Genomic DNA, 17,093 nt, shown 5'->3' on the forward strand with positions numbered 1-17,093 from the left:
AATCTGTTCAATGTAAATATAATAATAATGATTGAAATACAATGCAGTATTAGGATTATTTTTTTAGCATAATTAAATACTGATGTAGATGTTTTATATTGATGAAAATCAGCGTTATAATGTGTATTTACGAAAATGTAAGGGGATGGACGAGCTATTTTTTTCCTACTAATCTCTCAGAAATCTCATTTTTAGCTCTATGTGTATGAGCAGGGTTGATGGCTGTTAATATTCCCATACAAACATATAGAGCCACGCCTATATAAGCGTGGCTCTATTGGCAAAACCGAGACGGTTTATTTTTTCGACTCTTCCAGAGATGCCTGACGGAATTCTTTCATCAGTTTGGTCAGTTCAAGGGTAGCTTTGCGGGCGCGGGTGCCGGCTGCTTTGTTTCCATTTTCGAGTTGACGGGTCGCATCGGCAGAAAATTCAGCCATCTTGGCCTGGATCTTCTCAAATAATTCTTTCATTTTTATTGAGTTTTAAATGTGACGGGCAAATATACGATTTTTGTGGAATATCGTTATGTCGCGTTTTTATAGTTCCGATGTAGTAATTTTTGTCTGTTTGAGGTGTATTAATTAAATCGGTTGGGCGGGGGGAGGCTAGGTGTCTTTGTTCAATGATTTATCGGGATTTACAGATTACGACAAACTTCTTGCATAATTCTATAAAAGATAGTACCTTTGCTTAATAGATAGGTAAAGTGACGTAAAATGCTGGACAAATACGTCAGTCAGAATCGTTACCAAATCGTTACTGTTTGAAATATTGGAATGCGGTAAGCATTAATAAATAGGCAATTGCGAGGATGGGTTCGAATCCCGCCTTCTCCGCGATTTGAGATAATTGCAGATGTCCGTACAGCCGGCCGTGAGGCGGTTGTACGGATGTTTTTGTTTTCAGATACTCTTGCCCGGACGCGGGAATGACGGTGTCGGCGCATTGCGAAGCGGCGGGAATGTAAATCCTGCCCGATGCCGGAACTGTCTGGCGACAGGCGATGCATAGCGGGCCGGCGGCGGCTTTCGCCGAGGCGGACCCTTTTTCGAAACCCGCGAAGCGGGCGCGAACGGTTCCGTTCCGGATCGTTATAAATAAAAAGCGATCGTGAAATTGTTATAAGTTTTTTTAATTTTGCGAACATCGGGGAAATATCCTTATGCACACGTGTTTCCCGTCTGTAATACGGGTAGGATTATCCGTAATTCGGGTACGGTCGATATGGCCTGTTTTTAGGTATTTTTGTGGTGCGGGGAGTAAAAGATGGAAACGAAAGAACGATAATATATAAAAGCCTATGTTGCGAAAAATAAGAGTAACGCTCGCCGTCGTCTGTTTTACGCTGATCACATTGTTGTTTCTCGATTTTACGGGAACGTTGCACGCGTGGTTCGGGTGGCTGGCGAAAATTCAATTCTTGCCGGCGGTACTGGCGCTGAATGTCGGCGTAATCGTGGCGCTGCTGGCGTTGACGCTTCTGTCGGGGCGTGTCTACTGTTCGGTGATCTGCCCGTTGGGGGTATTTCAGGACGCGATTTCGTGGATCAGCGGGAAACGGAAAAAGAAAAAATACCGTTTTTCGTATTCGCCGGCCGTATCGTGGCTGAGGTACGGTGCGCTGGCGTTGTTCGTCGTCGCAGCGGTTGCCGGTATCGGTTCGCTGGTGGCGTTGCTCGCTCCGTACAGTTCCTACGGCCGCATCGTGCAAAACCTGTTCGCTCCCGCGTATCAGTGGGGAAATAACCTGCTGGCCTATCTGGCCGAAAGAGCCGGCAGTTACGCTTTCTACCGGACGGAGGTGTGGATGAAAAGCCTGCCGACTTTTCTCGTGGCCGCCGTTACTTTCGTGACGCTGATCGTGCTGGCGTGGCGTAACGGTCGTACTTATTGCAATACGATTTGCCCGGTGGGTACGGTGCTGGGTTTTTTTCCAGGTATTCCCTGTTCCGTCCGGTGATCGATACGGAAAAATGCAACGGTTGCGGTCTTTGTGCGCGTAAATGCAAAGCGGCCTGCATTGATTCGTCGAAGCATCGGATCGATTACAGCCGGTGCGTGGATTGTATGGATTGTATCGACGCTTGCCGGCAGGGAGCCGTCGGTTATCGGTTCCGGTTTGCGAAAACCGGTGCGAAACCGGCCGTCGCTTTCGAAGCGGTCGGCGATACGCGAAAGCCGGATACAGCCCGCCGCAGTTTTTTGACCGGTCTGGGACTGTTGGCCGCTTCGGCAGCCGTCCGGGCGCAGGAGAAAAAAGTGGACGGCGGCCTGGCCGTTATTTTGGACAAGAAGATACCGGATCGGGCGACGCCCGTCGTCCCGCCCGGAGCCCGGAGTCTCCGGAATATGGCGGCCCACTGTACCGGCTGCCAGCTCTGCGTGTCGGTATGTCCCGACGGCGTATTGCGGCCTTCGGCCCGTCTGGCGACCCTGATGCAGCCCGAAATGTCTTATGAGCGTGGTTACTGTCGTCCGGAGTGCGCTAAATGCGCCGAGGTTTGTCCGACGGATGCGATACGCCTGACCGGTCTTGCGGAAAAATCGTCGATTCAGATCGGCCATGCCGTCTGGGTGAAAGAGAACTGCGTGCCGCTTACGGACGGGGTGGATTGCGGCAACTGCGCTCGCCATTGTCCGACGGGAGCCATTACGATGGTTCCGTCCGATCCCGATACGGCGGATTCTCCGAAAATCCCCGTTGTGAACGAAGAGCGGTGCATCGGCTGCGGCGCGTGCGAAAACCTTTGCCCGGCGCGTCCGTTCAGTGCGATCTATATCGAAGGACACGAAAATCACAGAACGATTTAAGATTGCGAACTCATGGAAAAAAAGATAAAAAAAGAGAAAATAGACCGGCGCGAATTTCTGAAAAGACTCGGCGCGGGAGCGGCCGTTTCGGCGGTTGCGCTGTCCGGTTGCCGTCCGAAGCGCAATCCGGCGTCGGGCGACCGCTCGGCGCAAGGCGAGGTTCCGACCGATAAGATGACCTACCGCACTAATCCGACTACGGGCGACCGCGTGTCGTTGCTGGGGTACGGTTGTATGCGCTGGCCGACCGTTGCCGACAGCAGCGACGAGCAGATCGACCAGCAGATGGTCAATTCGCTGGTCGATTACGCCATCGCGCACGGCGTCAACTATTTCGATACGTCGCCCGCTTATTGTAAAGGGCGTTCGGAACGCGCAACGGGCATTGCGCTGAGCCGTCATCCGCGTGACAAATATTTGATTGCCACCAAATTGTCTAACTTTGCTCCTGCGACTTGGAGCCGGGAAGCCTCGCTGGCGATGTACCGCAATTCGTTCAAGGAGTTGCAGGTCGATTATCTCGACTACCTGTTGCTTCACGGCATCGGTATGGGCGGTATGGAGGCGCTGAAAGGACGCTATCTCGATAACGGGATGCTCGATTTTCTCGTTGCCGAACGCGAAGCGGGACGTGTCCGAAACTTGGGATTCTCGTATCACGGCGATATCGAGGTCTTCGATTACCTGCTTGCGCGGCACGATGAGATCAAATGGGATTTCGTGCAGATCCAACTCAATTACGTCGACTGGAAACACGCCAAAGAGGTCAACGATAGGAATACTGACGCCGAATATCTTTACGGTGAACTCGAAAAACGGGGTATTCCGGCCGTCATCATGGAGCCGCTGCTGGGCGGCCGGCTGTCGAACGTGCACGACCATATCGCCGCTAAACTGAAGCAACGTCGTCCGGAAGCGAGCGTCGCCTCGTGGGCGTTCCGTTTCGCGGGATCGTTTCCCGGCGTGCTGACCGTGCTGAGCGGTATGACTTACATGGAGCATCTGCAGGATAATCTGCGTACCTATTCGCCGCTTGAGGAACTGACCGGTTCGGACAAGGAGTTTCTGGAAGAGACGGCGCAGGCGTTGCTGCGTTATCCGACCATTCCCTGCAACGACTGCAAATATTGTATGCCGTGCCCTTACGGATTGGATATTCCGGGCATTCTGCTGCATTTCAACAAGTGTATCAACGAAGGTAATATGCCCTCTTCGTCGCAGGATGCGAATTACCGGAAAGCGCGGCGGGCGTTTCTGGTTGGCTACGACCGTTCGGTGCCGCGCTTGCGGCAGGCCAATCATTGCATCGGCTGTAACCAGTGCAATCCCCATTGTCCGCAAAGCATCAACATTCCCGCGGAGATGCAGCGCATCGACAAATTCGTCGAAGATCTGAAGCAGGGGCGTGCATTCTAACTAAAATGAACGGAGTATGGCAAGGGATACAAACGGAATAACTCCGGAGTTGCGAAGGCAGGCGATTGACCGGCTCTTTGCGGAACGGTGTTCGTGCGTGATTCGTAACGGTTCCGATATGCGGGTATTCTATGAACGGGGCGTGAAAGACTTGTACCGGCTGCTGAAAGAGGAACCCGGGCTCCTGCGCGGGGCTTTCGTCGCGGATAAGGTCGTGGGCAAGGCGGCCGCAGCGTTGCTGGCTTTGGGCGGCGTCGAAGAGGTATTTGCGGATGTGATCAGCCGGCCGGCCATCGATTTGCTGGAGAAAAACGCGGTCGGCACCGGTTACAGGCTTTGCGTGCCGCATATCGTCAACCGTACGCATACCGGCCGGTGTCCGTTGGAAACCCGTTGCGACGGATTGCAAACGCCCGAAGAGTGCCTGGCACAGGTAACGGATTTTATCGAGACGATGAAACGGGAGGGATAGGCGCGGCTGGGGCGTTTCGTCTGTTGTCCGGTATGCGCGTGATTTGTAGTACTCTGTACAAAGAAACGGCGCCGGGGTATTTTCGGCCGGAACGTGAAAGCGTGCAGTTTGGAATATTTTCATCGTTTTTTGCCGGTTCCTGCTGGAATAAAGCGGATTGTTTCCGTATCTTTGTATGATTTTAATACGAAAAAGATGAAATTCGACGAACTCGGCCTGCACGAGGGCATCATGGAAGGAATCGAAACGATGAACTTCAAAGAGATGACCCCCGTTCAGGAACAAACTATTCCCATTATTCTCGAAGGAAAAGATCTGATCGCTTGCGCTCAGACCGGCACCGGCAAAACGGCCGCTTATACGCTTCCGTTGTTGGACCGTTTGCTGCACGAGGGCAATCCGGACAATGTGGTGAAATCGCTGATCGTAGTTCCCACGCGCGAGCTGGCGCAGCAGATCGATATCCAGTTTCAGGGTTTTTCCTACTTTTTACCCCTTTCGACGACGGTCGTTTACGGCGGTGGCGACGGTATCGGCTGGAGTCAGCAGAAACAGGGGATGATCATGGGCTCCGACATCGTGATTGCTACGCCCGGACGCCTGCTGGCCCATATTCAGAACAGCGGGGTGGATCTGTCGCACGTGCGCTATTTCGTGCTCGACGAGGCCGATCGGATGCTCGATATGGGATTCTTCGACGATATTATGAAGATCGTCGCCGAGTTGCCCGCCCAGCGGCAGACCGTGATGTTCTCGGCGACGCTGCCTCCGAAAATCAGGCAGTTGGCCAAACAAATCCTGCGCGATCCGTCCGAGGTGAACATTGCCATATCCAAACCCAACGAGGCGATCAGCCAAGTGGCTTACGTATGTTACGAAAACCAGAAAATCGGAATTATCCGCGAATTGTTCGCCCGGCCTTCGGGGACGAAAACGATTATTTTCTCGTCGTCGAAGCTGAAGACCAAAGAGCTGGCGCGCACGCTGAAGCAAATGAAGCTGAACGTCGGCGCGATGCATTCCGATCTGGAACAGGAGCAGCGAGAAGCGGTGATGCTCGATTTCCGCAACGGTAAGATCGATATCCTCGTGGCTACGGACATCGTGGCGCGCGGAATCGACATCGAGGATATCGGTACGGTGATCAATTACGACGTGCCGCACGACCCGGAAGATTACATCCACCGGATCGGTCGTACGGCCCGTGCGAGTGCGACCGGTACTGGGATCACGTTCGTCAGCGAACAGGAACAGGATAAATTCCAGCGGATCGAGAAGTTTATCGAGCGGGAGATCGAAAAGCTGCCGATTCCCGAACGGCTCGGCAAAGGGCCGAAATACGATCCGGCGGCTTGCGATCGGCGGGGGAGCCGTCGCAATTTCCATGGTCGGGGGCCGCGTAAAGGGAGCGGAAGTTCCGGTAAGCCGGGCGGCCGTTACGGACGCCGGCAGGGAAGCGGCAAACGTCCCCGCGAAGCCGGCAGCGGCGGAGGTAATTAACGGTTCGGCCGATCGTCCGGATTCCGGATATTCGGATTCCGGGATTTTGCGTTATATTTGTTTGACTCTTACCGGAAACGAGATCCGGTCGTGCGTAAGCCTCCGTTCCGTGAAAGTCCCGGATAGGGAAAGGCTGTCGATTGCAAACGATGAAGAAATTACCGCTATATATCACGATCCTGATCGGAATGGCGCTCGGAACCGTGCTCGGTTTCGCTGCTGTTTCCGGCGGATGCGGGCATTTGGTGACCGATTGGGTCAAGCCGTGGGGAACTATTTTCATCCGGATGTTGCGCCTGGTGGCGGTTCCGCTGGTGGTCGTATCGCTGATCAGCGGCATTACGAACTTGAGCGATGTAAAACACCTGTCCCGGCTTGGATTGAAAACGCTCGGAGTTTACCTGACTACCACTGTGTTCGCTATTTTTATCGGGCTGATCGTCGTCAATGCGATTCAGCCCGGTAACGTTTTTCCGCGCGAAAAGACCGAGGAGTTCCGGAGTCATTACGAGCAGGCTGTCGAACAGAGACGCGCCGATGCGCAGGAGGTGAAAAGTTCCGGTCCGTTGCAATTCGTCGTGGACGTGATCCCCGAAAACGTTGTGCAGGCGGCCGGCGACAACACAGCCATGTTGCAGTTGATCCTGCTGTCGATCGTATTTGGCGTGGCGATGGTGGCTGTCGGAAAGGAGAAATCCGCGCCGGTGAAAAACCTGATCGAATCGCTGAACGGGATTATTCTGAAGATCATCGGTTACGTGATGAAGTTCGCCCCACTGGGGGTGTTCGCGCTGATGGCCGATCTGGTCGTCAGCTTTGCCGGCGATTCGGATTTGTTGCTGGCGCTCGGGTATTACGCCCTTACGGTGGTGATCGGATTGGTTTTCATCCTGTTGGTATGCTATCCGCTGATCGTTCGCTTTTTTTCCCGGACCAAGCTCGGTGATTACATGCGCGCGGTGCTGCCGGTGCAGTTGTTGGCTTTTACGTCGTGTTCCAGCGCAGCCTGCCTGCCTGTGAATATGGAACAGATGCGGAAGCTGGGCTTGCCGCACAACGTGATTTCCTTCGTGCTGCCGACCGGGATCACGATCAATATGAACGGGACGAGCTGCTACCACGCCATCGCGACCGTTTTCGTCGCGCAGGTCATGGGGATCGACCTGACCCTGACGCAGATGCTTTCGATCGTCGTGCTGACGACGGTTTCGTCGATCGGTACGCCGGGGATTCCCAGCGGCGGAATGGCCATCCTGATGCTGGTGCTCGTGTCGGTAGGGATTCCGGCCGAGGGGATCGCGCTGATCATTGCGATGGATCGTCCGCTGGATATGCTGATTACGGCGGTGAATGTTTCGGGCGATGCGATGGCGGCTTGCGTGGTGAGCGCGGGCGAGACCGATCGGCGGCAGGCGTGACCCGTTGCTGTTTGGCCGACCGGCGGCTGTGTTTCGTACGATAGTTGTTTTTAACTGAAAATATCCGGAAAATGAAACGATCCGATTTTTGTATCCGTTCTGCCCGTCAAAGGGTTTTCGTCCGTTTGCTGGCCGCCTTTTTTGCGTGCGTAGTCGTTGCGGTGTTGTTCGTGCGCGCAACGTGTCCGGGGCCGGTGGTCTACCTGCGTTCGGCGGAGGTGGCCGATGCGTCGGCTCGGCGCGGGATAACGCCCGAAATGACCGAACAGGCGTTGAAACAGGGATTGGATCTGGCTTCTTTTTTTACGGCGGCGAGTTTGCGCGGAGCTTCGCAGAAGAGGGCGGCCGTGTGACGGACGCGAAGTCGTTTGCCGAAAAACGCCTTTCGCTCGACGGCCGGGGAGACTACGGATTGCATACGGGACGATGGAGAAATGTCGAACGCCGCGTTCGGAAAATTTTCGGTTGCAAGGATATCGACCTTAGCCTGTCGGTCGACGGAGGCGATACGGTACGCTTGGGTTATGTGGCGTTACGAGGCGGTGATACGCTTGCATCCGGTACGGTAACGGGTTTTATGACGTTGCCCGATACCGTGTCGGACGCATTGCGAGGGCGTGCAGGGCTGGAAATGGCAGGCTTGGAGATGGCAGGCGAATTTTATGCATGGACGAATCCGCTGGCGGATCTGTTATACCGCGATTGTTTCCGGATTCAGGAGGAGCTGCACACTCCGTTGCAAGATAAGATCCGAGACGTCTATCTGTGCGAGCGGGCGGAAATCCGCTGGCCGGAGATTCGGGATTTTATCCGGCGCGGAAATTATGCCCGCAAGGCGTGGTGCAATCAGGCGTTGGGACATTTATACGCGAATGCGGGTTTCGGGATGGAGGATCTCGCGGCGCTGCAACGCGCCCGGTCGTTTTACGAAGAGGCTCGGAAATACGATGCGCAGGCAAGGGAGGCCGTCGATCGCCGGATCGCACGGATCGACGATTATATCGGGGATTGCCGCAAAACGGACAGCAATGGCGAGCTGATCGGTCGTTTCCTCGATGCGAACGTGCAATTGCCGGACAGTTGCCGACAGTTGATCCTGGTTTATAACGACCGGCCGGATTCGGTACTGTGCGCGTTCCGCCGTTTCGACAAGCAGGACGACGGGCGGTGGACGGAAACCTTTCCGGCGATCCATGCCAATGTAGGCCGCCGCGGGATCGCGCCTTACGGCGAGAAACTCGAAGGCGACCAGCGGACTCCGACGGGAGCCTACCCGATGGGATTCGCGTTCGGTTACCGGGACGACATCGACCTGCGATGGCCGTTCCTGGTGGTTACCAAGCAACATTACTGGATCAGCGATTCGGAAGACCCGATGTATAACCGGATGACCACCGAGACGCCCGCGACGGACAATTTCGAATACCTGCGCCGCGACGACGACGCTTACAAGTACGCCGCCGTAGTCGAATACAACACGCGCCCGATTGAAAAATACAAAGGGAGCGCAATTTTCTTCCACCTCGAAAGCGGTTATAACCGCGGCAGCGCCGGTTGCATAACCGTTACTGAGCCGAAGGTGATCGAAACGCTGCAATGGCTCGATCCGCACCGGTCGCCTTACATGCTGATCGCAACACAGCGCCGGTGATCTGTTTTGTTAACGGAAATAGTTTTTTTGTTATAAAATCGTTGCCTTTGTGCACGAAAACGAATTCAATATCTATTAACACAGATTGCATGCATTTCCCCGTCAATGTGCTGGTAAATAAGACTAAAGTCCAAGACGGATACAAAACATATCGCGTGGAAGATTTTATTTTTATTATTCTTACGTTATGATATTGTTCTTCATAATCTCGTTCAAAAGACTGGCGTAAAAGTCTCTTTTGTAAATTCTCCCTCCAGGTCAAGAGGTACCCATATTCCTCCCTGAATTTTTTCGTAGGTTTTGCATAAATCAACGATTTTATTCCGGGTTCCAAAACAAACTTTTTTTAATTCGTGTTCTGTCAGGCTTTCATAATAATTGCGTGTATAGCCGAATGTCGATATCATCAATCCTTTTTCCCGATTTTCATTAACGACAATTTGTGTAAATCGTTTTACACTATTTTTGTTGACCTTTGTTTTTGATTTCCAGTGTTTTATTTCGATAATATATGATTTAGTGCTGTTGCCTATTTTGTATTCGAGAATAATATCTTTCCCTCCGTCTTTACTGCAACGGGTTAGAGTAACATTGAACCCGATCCCTTCGAATAATTCGGCGATTACCCGTTCCGTATCTCTCCATTCAAGATTGTATAATTGCTCAGGAGCACATGCGATACAACGGATGATACTTTTGTTGAATTTCCGTAAATGGATTAATATATCGTATGGATTCTCTGACTGATCCGAGGACGATTGTTCTAACCGTTCGATCCAGTTATGTATTTCATCGATGTCTATTATTTCGATGTTCGATGATGATCCATGATGTGAAAAATGATTATTAACGTTTTTTATATGATCCGAGACCAATAAAAATTTATCATAAGAATCTGTTTTTTGTAGGCTGGCGAACATATCGGACACATAACTGAAAAAATTTCCGTGGATATGATTACTGCCTTTCACTTCTACGGCGATCTTATATTTTTGGTCTGTTGAACTGATGACGAAATCTGGAGTGTATGTATGTCCTCTTTGTCGTTGAGGAATACATACATCGTATCCCATTTGAGGAAACTGGGTGTGGAATTTATCGTAGATCGCTCTTTCCAGATGTGACATTAAGGGATGATTTTGTGTTTTGTGATTAATAAACTTTATACTATTTGATATTGTTGCCATATTAATTATCGATAGTGATTGAATCTATTTTTCTTTGGCGGATTGCCGTTGAGATGTTGATTCTGGTATATATAATTGCTATTACTATGAATCATATTTAAATAATTCGGATCCGCTTTAGTTACAAATATAAAATAAAAGTGATGTATTGTGTTTATAACAGGGCACGAACCGAACTTGTCTTTGCTGCGCAGGCGATTGGCGTTGCCTTGGATGCTGAAGGCAATACGGTTTGCGCTTTTTTTATTAACCATTTTATTTAAATAATTATGAAAACGAAAAATCCACAATTCAAAGGTTCGCCGGTCGCCGCCGCCAATTTCAGGTGGAGCCTCGACTTTTTCCGGAACCACGACGTTACAACCGTCGGGTACAATTTAATTCCCGACGAGGTGTTGGAAGCATGGGTCGCGCCCGATCCGCAGCAATTACTCTCCGACATGGCCGACGGGAAGGCTGATCCGGACAGCACTCTGCCGTTCGCCGTTTATTCGTGCGCCTACGGTTATCACGACCAGATTTATGCCGCCAAGCTCAAAGACGATTCGTACGGTACACCTTACGAAAAGGTCATCGAAGATTTCTTTCTGTTTCAGGAAGCCCTGCATTATATCGTGGAAATGAATAAAAAGCGGTTTTGTTTCCTGACGTTTCCTATCCTGCATTTCAAAGCCCTGCCCGAAATGCTTCCGCTGTTAAGAGAAGCCGCCCGAAGATTCGGCATTTTACAGAAATAAAGCCGATTTGTCCGTGCGGTAATCAGGCTTACTTTCCAATTCCGGACAAAACGGCAGGGGAACGGGACGTACCGGGATACCCTTTCCCCTTTTTTGAACCTACTACCTTTTCATCATAGCCCGAACCGTTTACCCTCTAACCTGATAATTAATGAAAACGGCGACGGCCCAAGCCGGACGGAGCGATCCGACCGGCTTTTTTATTTACCGCTACATGATTCTGTAACTATATCGGGCCACAGTGAACGAAAAATAATCACAAAAAAATCAGACTTCACAGAAAATGCGGACAGATTGCAGATACGAAAGGTAAAAAAGAAAAATGATTAGTTAAAGATTAGCGTTGTTGTTCCGATTCATATATGGACATAAATGTTTCTATGTTTTTTTCTTTCCTTCTTAATGTTGGAACACGTTCTATTTCTTTTTGTAACTTTTCGTAAACTAGTTTTTTATCAAACAACTTACAGAATGGTTCGTAGTATTTAGATTCGCCATTGTAAATTAATGTATTAATTAATTTTGCGATATTGAAATCATCTTTGGGGATATGTCGACGTATAAAATCTTGATATTCCTGTTGGTTTGCTTTTTGCCACACGGGAAATAATTCGAGTATGCAGATTTGCCCTAAATCAAATAAAGCGGTTTCAGATTTTTCTTTAATGAATCGTTTTATAGCAACCATGACAATTTCGTTTAATCTGTCTTCGTTTCCATAACCGGCAAATCCTTTTCTTAAAAATTCGACAACAACAAACAGACTAAATAAAGCTGGAGAATATTTAGTGATTTCCTGTAAAGTCGTAAGGATCGTATCGAAGTCTTTGATAGGCGAACCTCGTTGTCATAATTATTTATATGGATATTGAGCGTGTCTACAATAAAAAGCTCCCATTGTTTGGCATGATCTGTTTCCGTGAATCTAGTACGGGAGCTATTGCTTTTTAATAATGATAAAGCAACACATAGTTTGCCGATATTTTCTTTTTGTAAAGTTCTTTTATAGAGAATCAATTGTAATACACGGGTAAATTCATCTATGGAATACTTCTGGATATAGTAATCGAACGTACTATTTAGGCGCTTTGCATCAATTGATGTTTTGATTTCGTTGGTTAAAACATCAATATTGTCTTCAGAAATAATGTTCGAAGGAGTGTCGTATATAAAATACTTTTCAAAATATCTTTCAGAACATAATCTTTTGGATGAGTCATATTCTAATGTAGGAACTGTGGAAGAATAAAAATATGAAGGAAGAATTTTCCCAAGTAGATAATGTAACTCATATTGGTAATGATGCGGAGTATTTATTGTTAACATTTCTATGAAATCCTGTTTTTCTTTCTCTGCGGCCTCTTTTCTTTCTTGATCAGAAGCAAAGCGAACTAACATATAGACACCATCAGGCATTTGACCTAAAATTCTTGCTTTGTTGTTTCGTATTGTTTTATATGCTTCGGGACTGACAATTTTTAGCGCTTCTAATAAGCATAAATCCGAGATGTTAACTTCGGTATATAGTAGTGGCAACGAGAATGACAAGACATTAATGTATTGAATTATTTGTCTGGCAGTTTCAAATAAAGGTAATGCATATTTATGAATGTTGTATTGAGCTTCTAATATTTCCCGCTCGTCAATTAAATCTGTATTTGGCAGATTGGACAATATTGCTTTGAATTTTAAGGTAAAATATTGTAACAACTGACCTTGCGAGATTTTTGGGAGGTACAACTGTGCTTGGATGATCTTTTCTATGAAATTATGTCCAGCTTGAATGTCTCCGTTTTCATAAAATGAACATAGTGCTTTCGCAACCATTTCTTTATCCATAGCGATAATAAAAATGGTATTGTCGAAACTAGCCGTTTGTTTAATCAATTTGAATAGTGCATGTATTTCACTCTTATCAAGTCGATCAACGTCATCAATTATAATTACTAAATGTTTCTGAGATTTTACAATCTCTTCACTTAGCTGTTTCTTTCTTGAATTAACATTTTCTTTTAAATCAGGAAGTTTGTCTATAAATGTTGTAACACCTTTCTCCATCATTGTTCCTGCGCCCGGAGCGAAAATATTGACTAATCCCGAAAGTCCTAAAGATACAATTGGGGCATATTTTTTTAATCCCTTTACAAAATCTTGACTTATATTTTTGCCGTCTATCGAATTGAAGAAATCTAATAGTAAGGATTCTTGATCTTTAAATAACCATGGGTTGAAACAAGAAATAATTATATTTTCTTGTTGGTTTAACTGTTCAGAAATGAGGTTAAGAGTCGATGTTTTACCGTCTCCCCATTTTCCGTATATTCCAGTCGTAAAACAAGTATGTTTCGATTGAGATTTATTGATAATAGTCTGTACAACTGCGTCAACAATTCGTTTACGTCCGAATACGTCATCTTTTGCTGTTGTTATAGGAGAATCTTCTGAAATGTTAAATGATAAATTGGGATTCATAGTTGCTTATACTTATGTATGTTAATACAAAGATATGATATAGTCCGTAAAAAAATACACACGTAAAATCAAGTATTTATCAAAATACAATCTCGTTATTTTTTACACCTCGTTTTATAGATGAAACGGTCAAATATTAGTAGGTTACAATACTAATATACTTGCATTTGAAAATGATGGTTAATTTACCGCACTATACAATCTCCCTAAGGGAAAACCTTTAATTGGCCGTGAGTTAATGAATTGAGATCAATAAGCCTGCAAAATAAATTTAAAAACGCTTTACAAATTTTATGTAAGGCGTTTTTGTAAGTTGTGTGCAAATTGTGTGCACCAAAAAGAAAAGGGGTTGCGATTTTCATCGTAACCTCTTGATTTTCTGGCTCCTCAACTAGGATTTGAACCTATGACCCCCTGATTAACAGTCGTATTCTTGCCGTTTTCTTCTATTTCTATTCATTTCTATTTGTATATATAATATATTATATACCAGTATTATATAAGTTGGTTTTGGAAAAGTGATTTGCTTTTTAAAATAAAGTTTCGCTATATTTGTATGCAAATTGTATGTACAGTGTACATACACAAAAACGGTCGGTTATGTACAGAGATAGCAAAGACGGCGTTACGGTACTGACGATTTTGGATACTCGACGCACGAAACAAAGCGGGCTTTATCCGGTCAAAGTGCAGGTTGTTTACAAACGTGTGCAGAAATACTACACGACAGGTAAGGAACTCTCTCCGGATGAATGGAAGAAATTGCCGGAAACACGGGCTGCACAACTATCGCAAGTCCGGAACAGCATTAAAAACAGTTACGATCTGGTTTGGAAAAATGCGGAAGAACTTGCGGCAAAAGGCGAATTTACGTTCGATGCTCTCAATGTGCGGTTGAGCCGGGCGTGCGGCGTGACGGTCAATACTGCGTTTCAAACGAAAATCGAAACGTTGAAAAAAGAGGAACGGGTAGGAACGATGTTGTATTATGATAATATCATTAAGAATATCGAATTATTCGGCGGCAAACAAATTCCTTTCGAGAACGTTACGGTCGATTGGTTGAAGCGTTATGAAAAGTATCTTTTGAAAACGAAAAACCACACGACGGTCGGGATGCACATGCGGGCGATCCGTGCGATTATGAACGAGGCCCGGAAAGCCGGAGCGATCAAAGACTCGCAATATCCGTTCGGCCGTGACCGCTACGAGATACAAACCGGAGAAGCCCGTAAGAAAGCCCTTACGTTGGAACAAATCCGGCAGGTCGTCACATTTGCCGACGGTACGGAAACGACCGAGCGTTACCGTGATATTTGGTTTTTCATGTATTTGTGTAACGGGATCAATACCGCCGATTTGGTTCGGTTGAAATATAAAAATATCGTCGATGGCGAAATTTGTTTCGTCCGGCAGAAAACCGAACGCACGACCAGCACGATCAAAGAAATCCACGCTATCGTCACACTGGAAATGCAGGCGATCATTGATCGTTGGGGCAGTGAAAGAAAACCGGGCAATTATATTTTCCCATGCATTAACGACGAAGAGGATGCATTGACACAAAAGAAGCGGACAAAAGATTTTACCAAACGAATCAACAAGCGGATGAAGATGATCGGCGAAGCCCTCGGCATCGACGGGATCAGCACCTACACGGCCCGCCATTCCTACGCTACGGTTTTGAAACGGAGTGGAGCGAACATCGCCTATATCTCCGAGAGCCTCGGCCATAACAGCCTGAAGACGACAGCGAGTTACCTCGCCTCGTTCGAGAAAGAGGAACGGCAGAAGAACGCCGCTTTGCTGACGAATTTCGGAAACAAATAATTACCTTTATACAGAAAATTATCCGGCCATGACAAAAGAAAATGCGATCAAACTGTTCGAAGATAAACAAGTCCGTTCCGTATGGGACGAGGATGCGGAGAAGTGGTACATATCCATTGTGGACGTGGTTAGCGTATTAACCGACAGCGTGGATGGACGAAAATACTGGAACAAACTGAAACAGCGGCTGAAAGAGGAGGGGAATGAAACGGTGACAAATTGTCACCAGTTGAAAATGCAGGCTTCCGACGGAAAGATGCGTCTGACTGACGTGGCCGACGTCGAACAGCTTTTCCGCCTGATCCAGTCTATCCCCTCGCCGAAAGCCGAGCCGTTCAAAATGTGGCTGGCCGAGGTCGGGCGCGAACGTTTGGAAGAGATCGACGATCCTGAACAGGGCATCGACCGGATGATGGAGTATTACCATCGCAAAGGCTATTCCGACAACTGGATCAACCAGCGGCTGAAGTCTATCGAAGTCCGGCGCGAGCTGACCGACGAATGGGAACGCCGGGGCGTGAAAAAGGGGCAGGAGTTTGCGACGCTGACCGATATTATTACGCACGGATGGGCGGGTATGACGACGAAGGAATACAAACGCTATAAAGGTTTGAAAACCGAAAGCCTGCGCGATAACATGACCAATTTGGAATTGGTGCTGAATATGCTGGCTGAAGCGACCACGACAGAAATATCGAAAGAGAAAAAGCCGAAAACGGTGGCCGAGAACCGAAAAATTGCCTATCAGGGCGGAACGATCGCGGGGAATACCCGTAAGGAGATCGAAGCCAAAACGGGTAAAAAAGTCGTTTCGCGCTTAAATGCCAAAGCCCTGAAAGCAGTTGAGGCGGATTCTGCCGATAAGAAAAAGAAATAACTTTTGCATTGGACAATTCGGTAAAGGGCCGGAAATAACCGGAAACAACCGGAACGGTTGAAACATTTTGTATCGTGGTTCGTATCTTAGATGCCGAAACACAATAAATCGTTTATTGTTAGAGTTTTTATATCGTCGAACCCTTTAAATTTCAAGTCATGTCCGAAATCATTGTAACGACAAGGGAAGAACTCGAAACGATCATCCGGGATGCATTAGCGGCTGTTCTGCCCGACTGAAGGACACCGCAGGCAGTGCCGCCTGATACGATCGCCCTTTCCGGTGCTTTGGAGCTTTTGCGGGATAACGGTTATCCCACCTCGAGAGCCAAAATCTACAAACTTACTTCTGCCCGTCTTCTGCCGCACCGCAAGTACGGCAACCGGCTCGTATTCTCCCGACGGGAGTTGCTCATGTGAGCCGAGAGCCAAACCCGATCCAAAGACGAACCGACGCAGGCCGTTTTAGCCGTTGCCCGTAGTGCCGCCCGAAAAAAGTAGTGCGATGGACAGCGGGAAACTCATGCCATGCGCCGGAACAACCGAACCCTCCCTCCGAGATTTTCAGGGTCTCAGAGTCCGGGTTCGGCTGTCCCGGCGTGCCCTGTGCGGACTGGTTCGTCGGCACTTTTTCTATTGACGCCGTGATTCGGCGTTCATATTTACAGTACGGGTAAAAAGAGTGGAAGCAAGTTTATGTTAATGTAAACATTAACCCGC

Annotated in this window: 15 protein-coding genes; 11 read left to right on the forward strand and 4 right to left on the reverse strand. The window is 48.1% G+C overall.

Annotated features, from left to right (window positions below; translation table 11 throughout):
- Window positions 1-296 precede the first annotated feature (296 nt).
- Window positions 297-473, reverse strand: a complete 177-nt coding sequence (locus DW082_RS13425; RefSeq protein WP_118459034.1) for a histone H1 — start codon at window positions 471-473, stop codon at window positions 297-299.
- 830 nt (window positions 474-1,303) lie between these two features.
- Between DW082_RS13425 and DW082_RS15565 the strand changes: the two genes are divergently transcribed.
- The 8 genes from DW082_RS15565 (at window position 1,304) to DW082_RS13460 (ending at window position 9,271) form a co-directional block, all read left to right on the forward strand.
- Window positions 1,304-1,963: a 4Fe-4S binding protein gene (locus DW082_RS15565; RefSeq protein ID WP_409049083.1), complete on the forward strand. Its 660-nt coding sequence runs from the start codon at window positions 1,304-1,306 to the stop codon at window positions 1,961-1,963.
- Complete coding sequence (locus tag DW082_RS15570; protein WP_409049084.1) at window positions 1,960-2,814, forward strand: 4Fe-4S binding protein; 855 nt, start codon at window positions 1,960-1,962, stop codon at window positions 2,812-2,814. The genes DW082_RS15565 and DW082_RS15570 overlap by 4 nt, the downstream gene beginning before the upstream one ends.
- A gap of 12 nt (window positions 2,815-2,826) precedes the next feature.
- A complete protein-coding gene (locus DW082_RS13435; protein ID WP_055204881.1) occupies window positions 2,827-4,230 on the forward strand; it encodes an aldo/keto reductase in 1,404 nt (467 codons plus the stop codon).
- A gap of 16 nt (window positions 4,231-4,246) precedes the next feature.
- Entirely contained in the window at window positions 4,247-4,702 is a 456-nt protein-coding gene (locus DW082_RS13440; RefSeq protein WP_182424178.1) for a DUF1893 domain-containing protein, read from the forward strand.
- A 195-nt stretch (window positions 4,703-4,897) separates the two neighbouring features.
- Entirely contained in the window at window positions 4,898-6,202 is a 1,305-nt protein-coding gene (locus DW082_RS13445; protein WP_055204883.1) for a DEAD/DEAH box helicase, read from the forward strand.
- Window positions 6,203-6,351: 149 nt separating this feature from the next.
- Window positions 6,352-7,620 (forward strand): dicarboxylate/amino acid:cation symporter, encoded by a 1,269-nt coding sequence (locus DW082_RS13450; RefSeq protein ID WP_055204885.1) that lies wholly within the window; start codon window positions 6,352-6,354, stop codon window positions 7,618-7,620.
- 71 nt (window positions 7,621-7,691) lie between these two features.
- Window positions 7,692-7,973, forward strand: coding sequence for a hypothetical protein (locus DW082_RS13455; RefSeq protein ID WP_118459036.1), 282 nt, complete (start codon window positions 7,692-7,694; stop codon window positions 7,971-7,973).
- Window positions 7,970-9,271, forward strand: coding sequence for a L,D-transpeptidase (locus tag DW082_RS13460; protein WP_118459038.1), 1,302 nt, complete (start codon window positions 7,970-7,972; stop codon window positions 9,269-9,271). Before DW082_RS13455 ends, DW082_RS13460 begins: the two co-directional genes overlap by 4 nt.
- A gap of 212 nt (window positions 9,272-9,483) precedes the next feature.
- On the opposite strand, the gene DW082_RS13465 is transcribed toward DW082_RS13460, so the two are convergent.
- Window positions 9,484-10,398, reverse strand: a complete 915-nt coding sequence (locus DW082_RS13465; RefSeq protein WP_182424179.1) for a restriction endonuclease — start codon at window positions 10,396-10,398, stop codon at window positions 9,484-9,486.
- Window positions 10,399-10,727: 329 nt separating this feature from the next.
- Between DW082_RS13465 and DW082_RS13470 the strand changes: the two genes are divergently transcribed.
- Window positions 10,728-11,195 (forward strand): hypothetical protein, encoded by a 468-nt coding sequence (locus DW082_RS13470; protein WP_118459041.1) that lies wholly within the window; start codon window positions 10,728-10,730, stop codon window positions 11,193-11,195.
- 337 nt (window positions 11,196-11,532) lie between these two features.
- Here the strand turns inward: DW082_RS13470 and DW082_RS13475 are convergent, their stop codons facing one another.
- The gene (locus DW082_RS13475; RefSeq protein WP_118459043.1) at window positions 11,533-11,883 is read right to left on the reverse strand and encodes a hypothetical protein; all 351 of its coding nucleotides are present in this window, start codon (window positions 11,881-11,883) and stop codon (window positions 11,533-11,535) included.
- 50 nt (window positions 11,884-11,933) lie between these two features.
- Window positions 11,934-13,667, reverse strand: coding sequence for a P-loop NTPase fold protein (locus DW082_RS13480; protein ID WP_118459045.1), 1,734 nt, complete (start codon window positions 13,665-13,667; stop codon window positions 11,934-11,936).
- Window positions 13,668-14,267: 600 nt separating this feature from the next.
- On the opposite strand from DW082_RS13480, the gene DW082_RS13485 reads away from it, so the two are divergent.
- Both DW082_RS13485 and DW082_RS13490 read left to right on the forward strand, forming a co-directional pair.
- Entirely contained in the window at window positions 14,268-15,497 is a 1,230-nt protein-coding gene (locus tag DW082_RS13485; RefSeq protein ID WP_118459047.1) for a site-specific integrase, read from the forward strand.
- A gap of 28 nt (window positions 15,498-15,525) precedes the next feature.
- The gene (locus DW082_RS13490; RefSeq protein ID WP_118459049.1) at window positions 15,526-16,374 is read left to right on the forward strand and encodes a Bro-N domain-containing protein; all 849 of its coding nucleotides are present in this window, start codon (window positions 15,526-15,528) and stop codon (window positions 16,372-16,374) included.
- The last annotated feature ends 719 nt before the right edge of the window (window positions 16,375-17,093 follow it).

Source organism: Alistipes sp. AF48-12, assembly GCF_003477565.1.
Lineage (GTDB): Bacteria > Bacteroidota > Bacteroidia > Bacteroidales > Rikenellaceae > Alistipes_A > Alistipes_A hominis.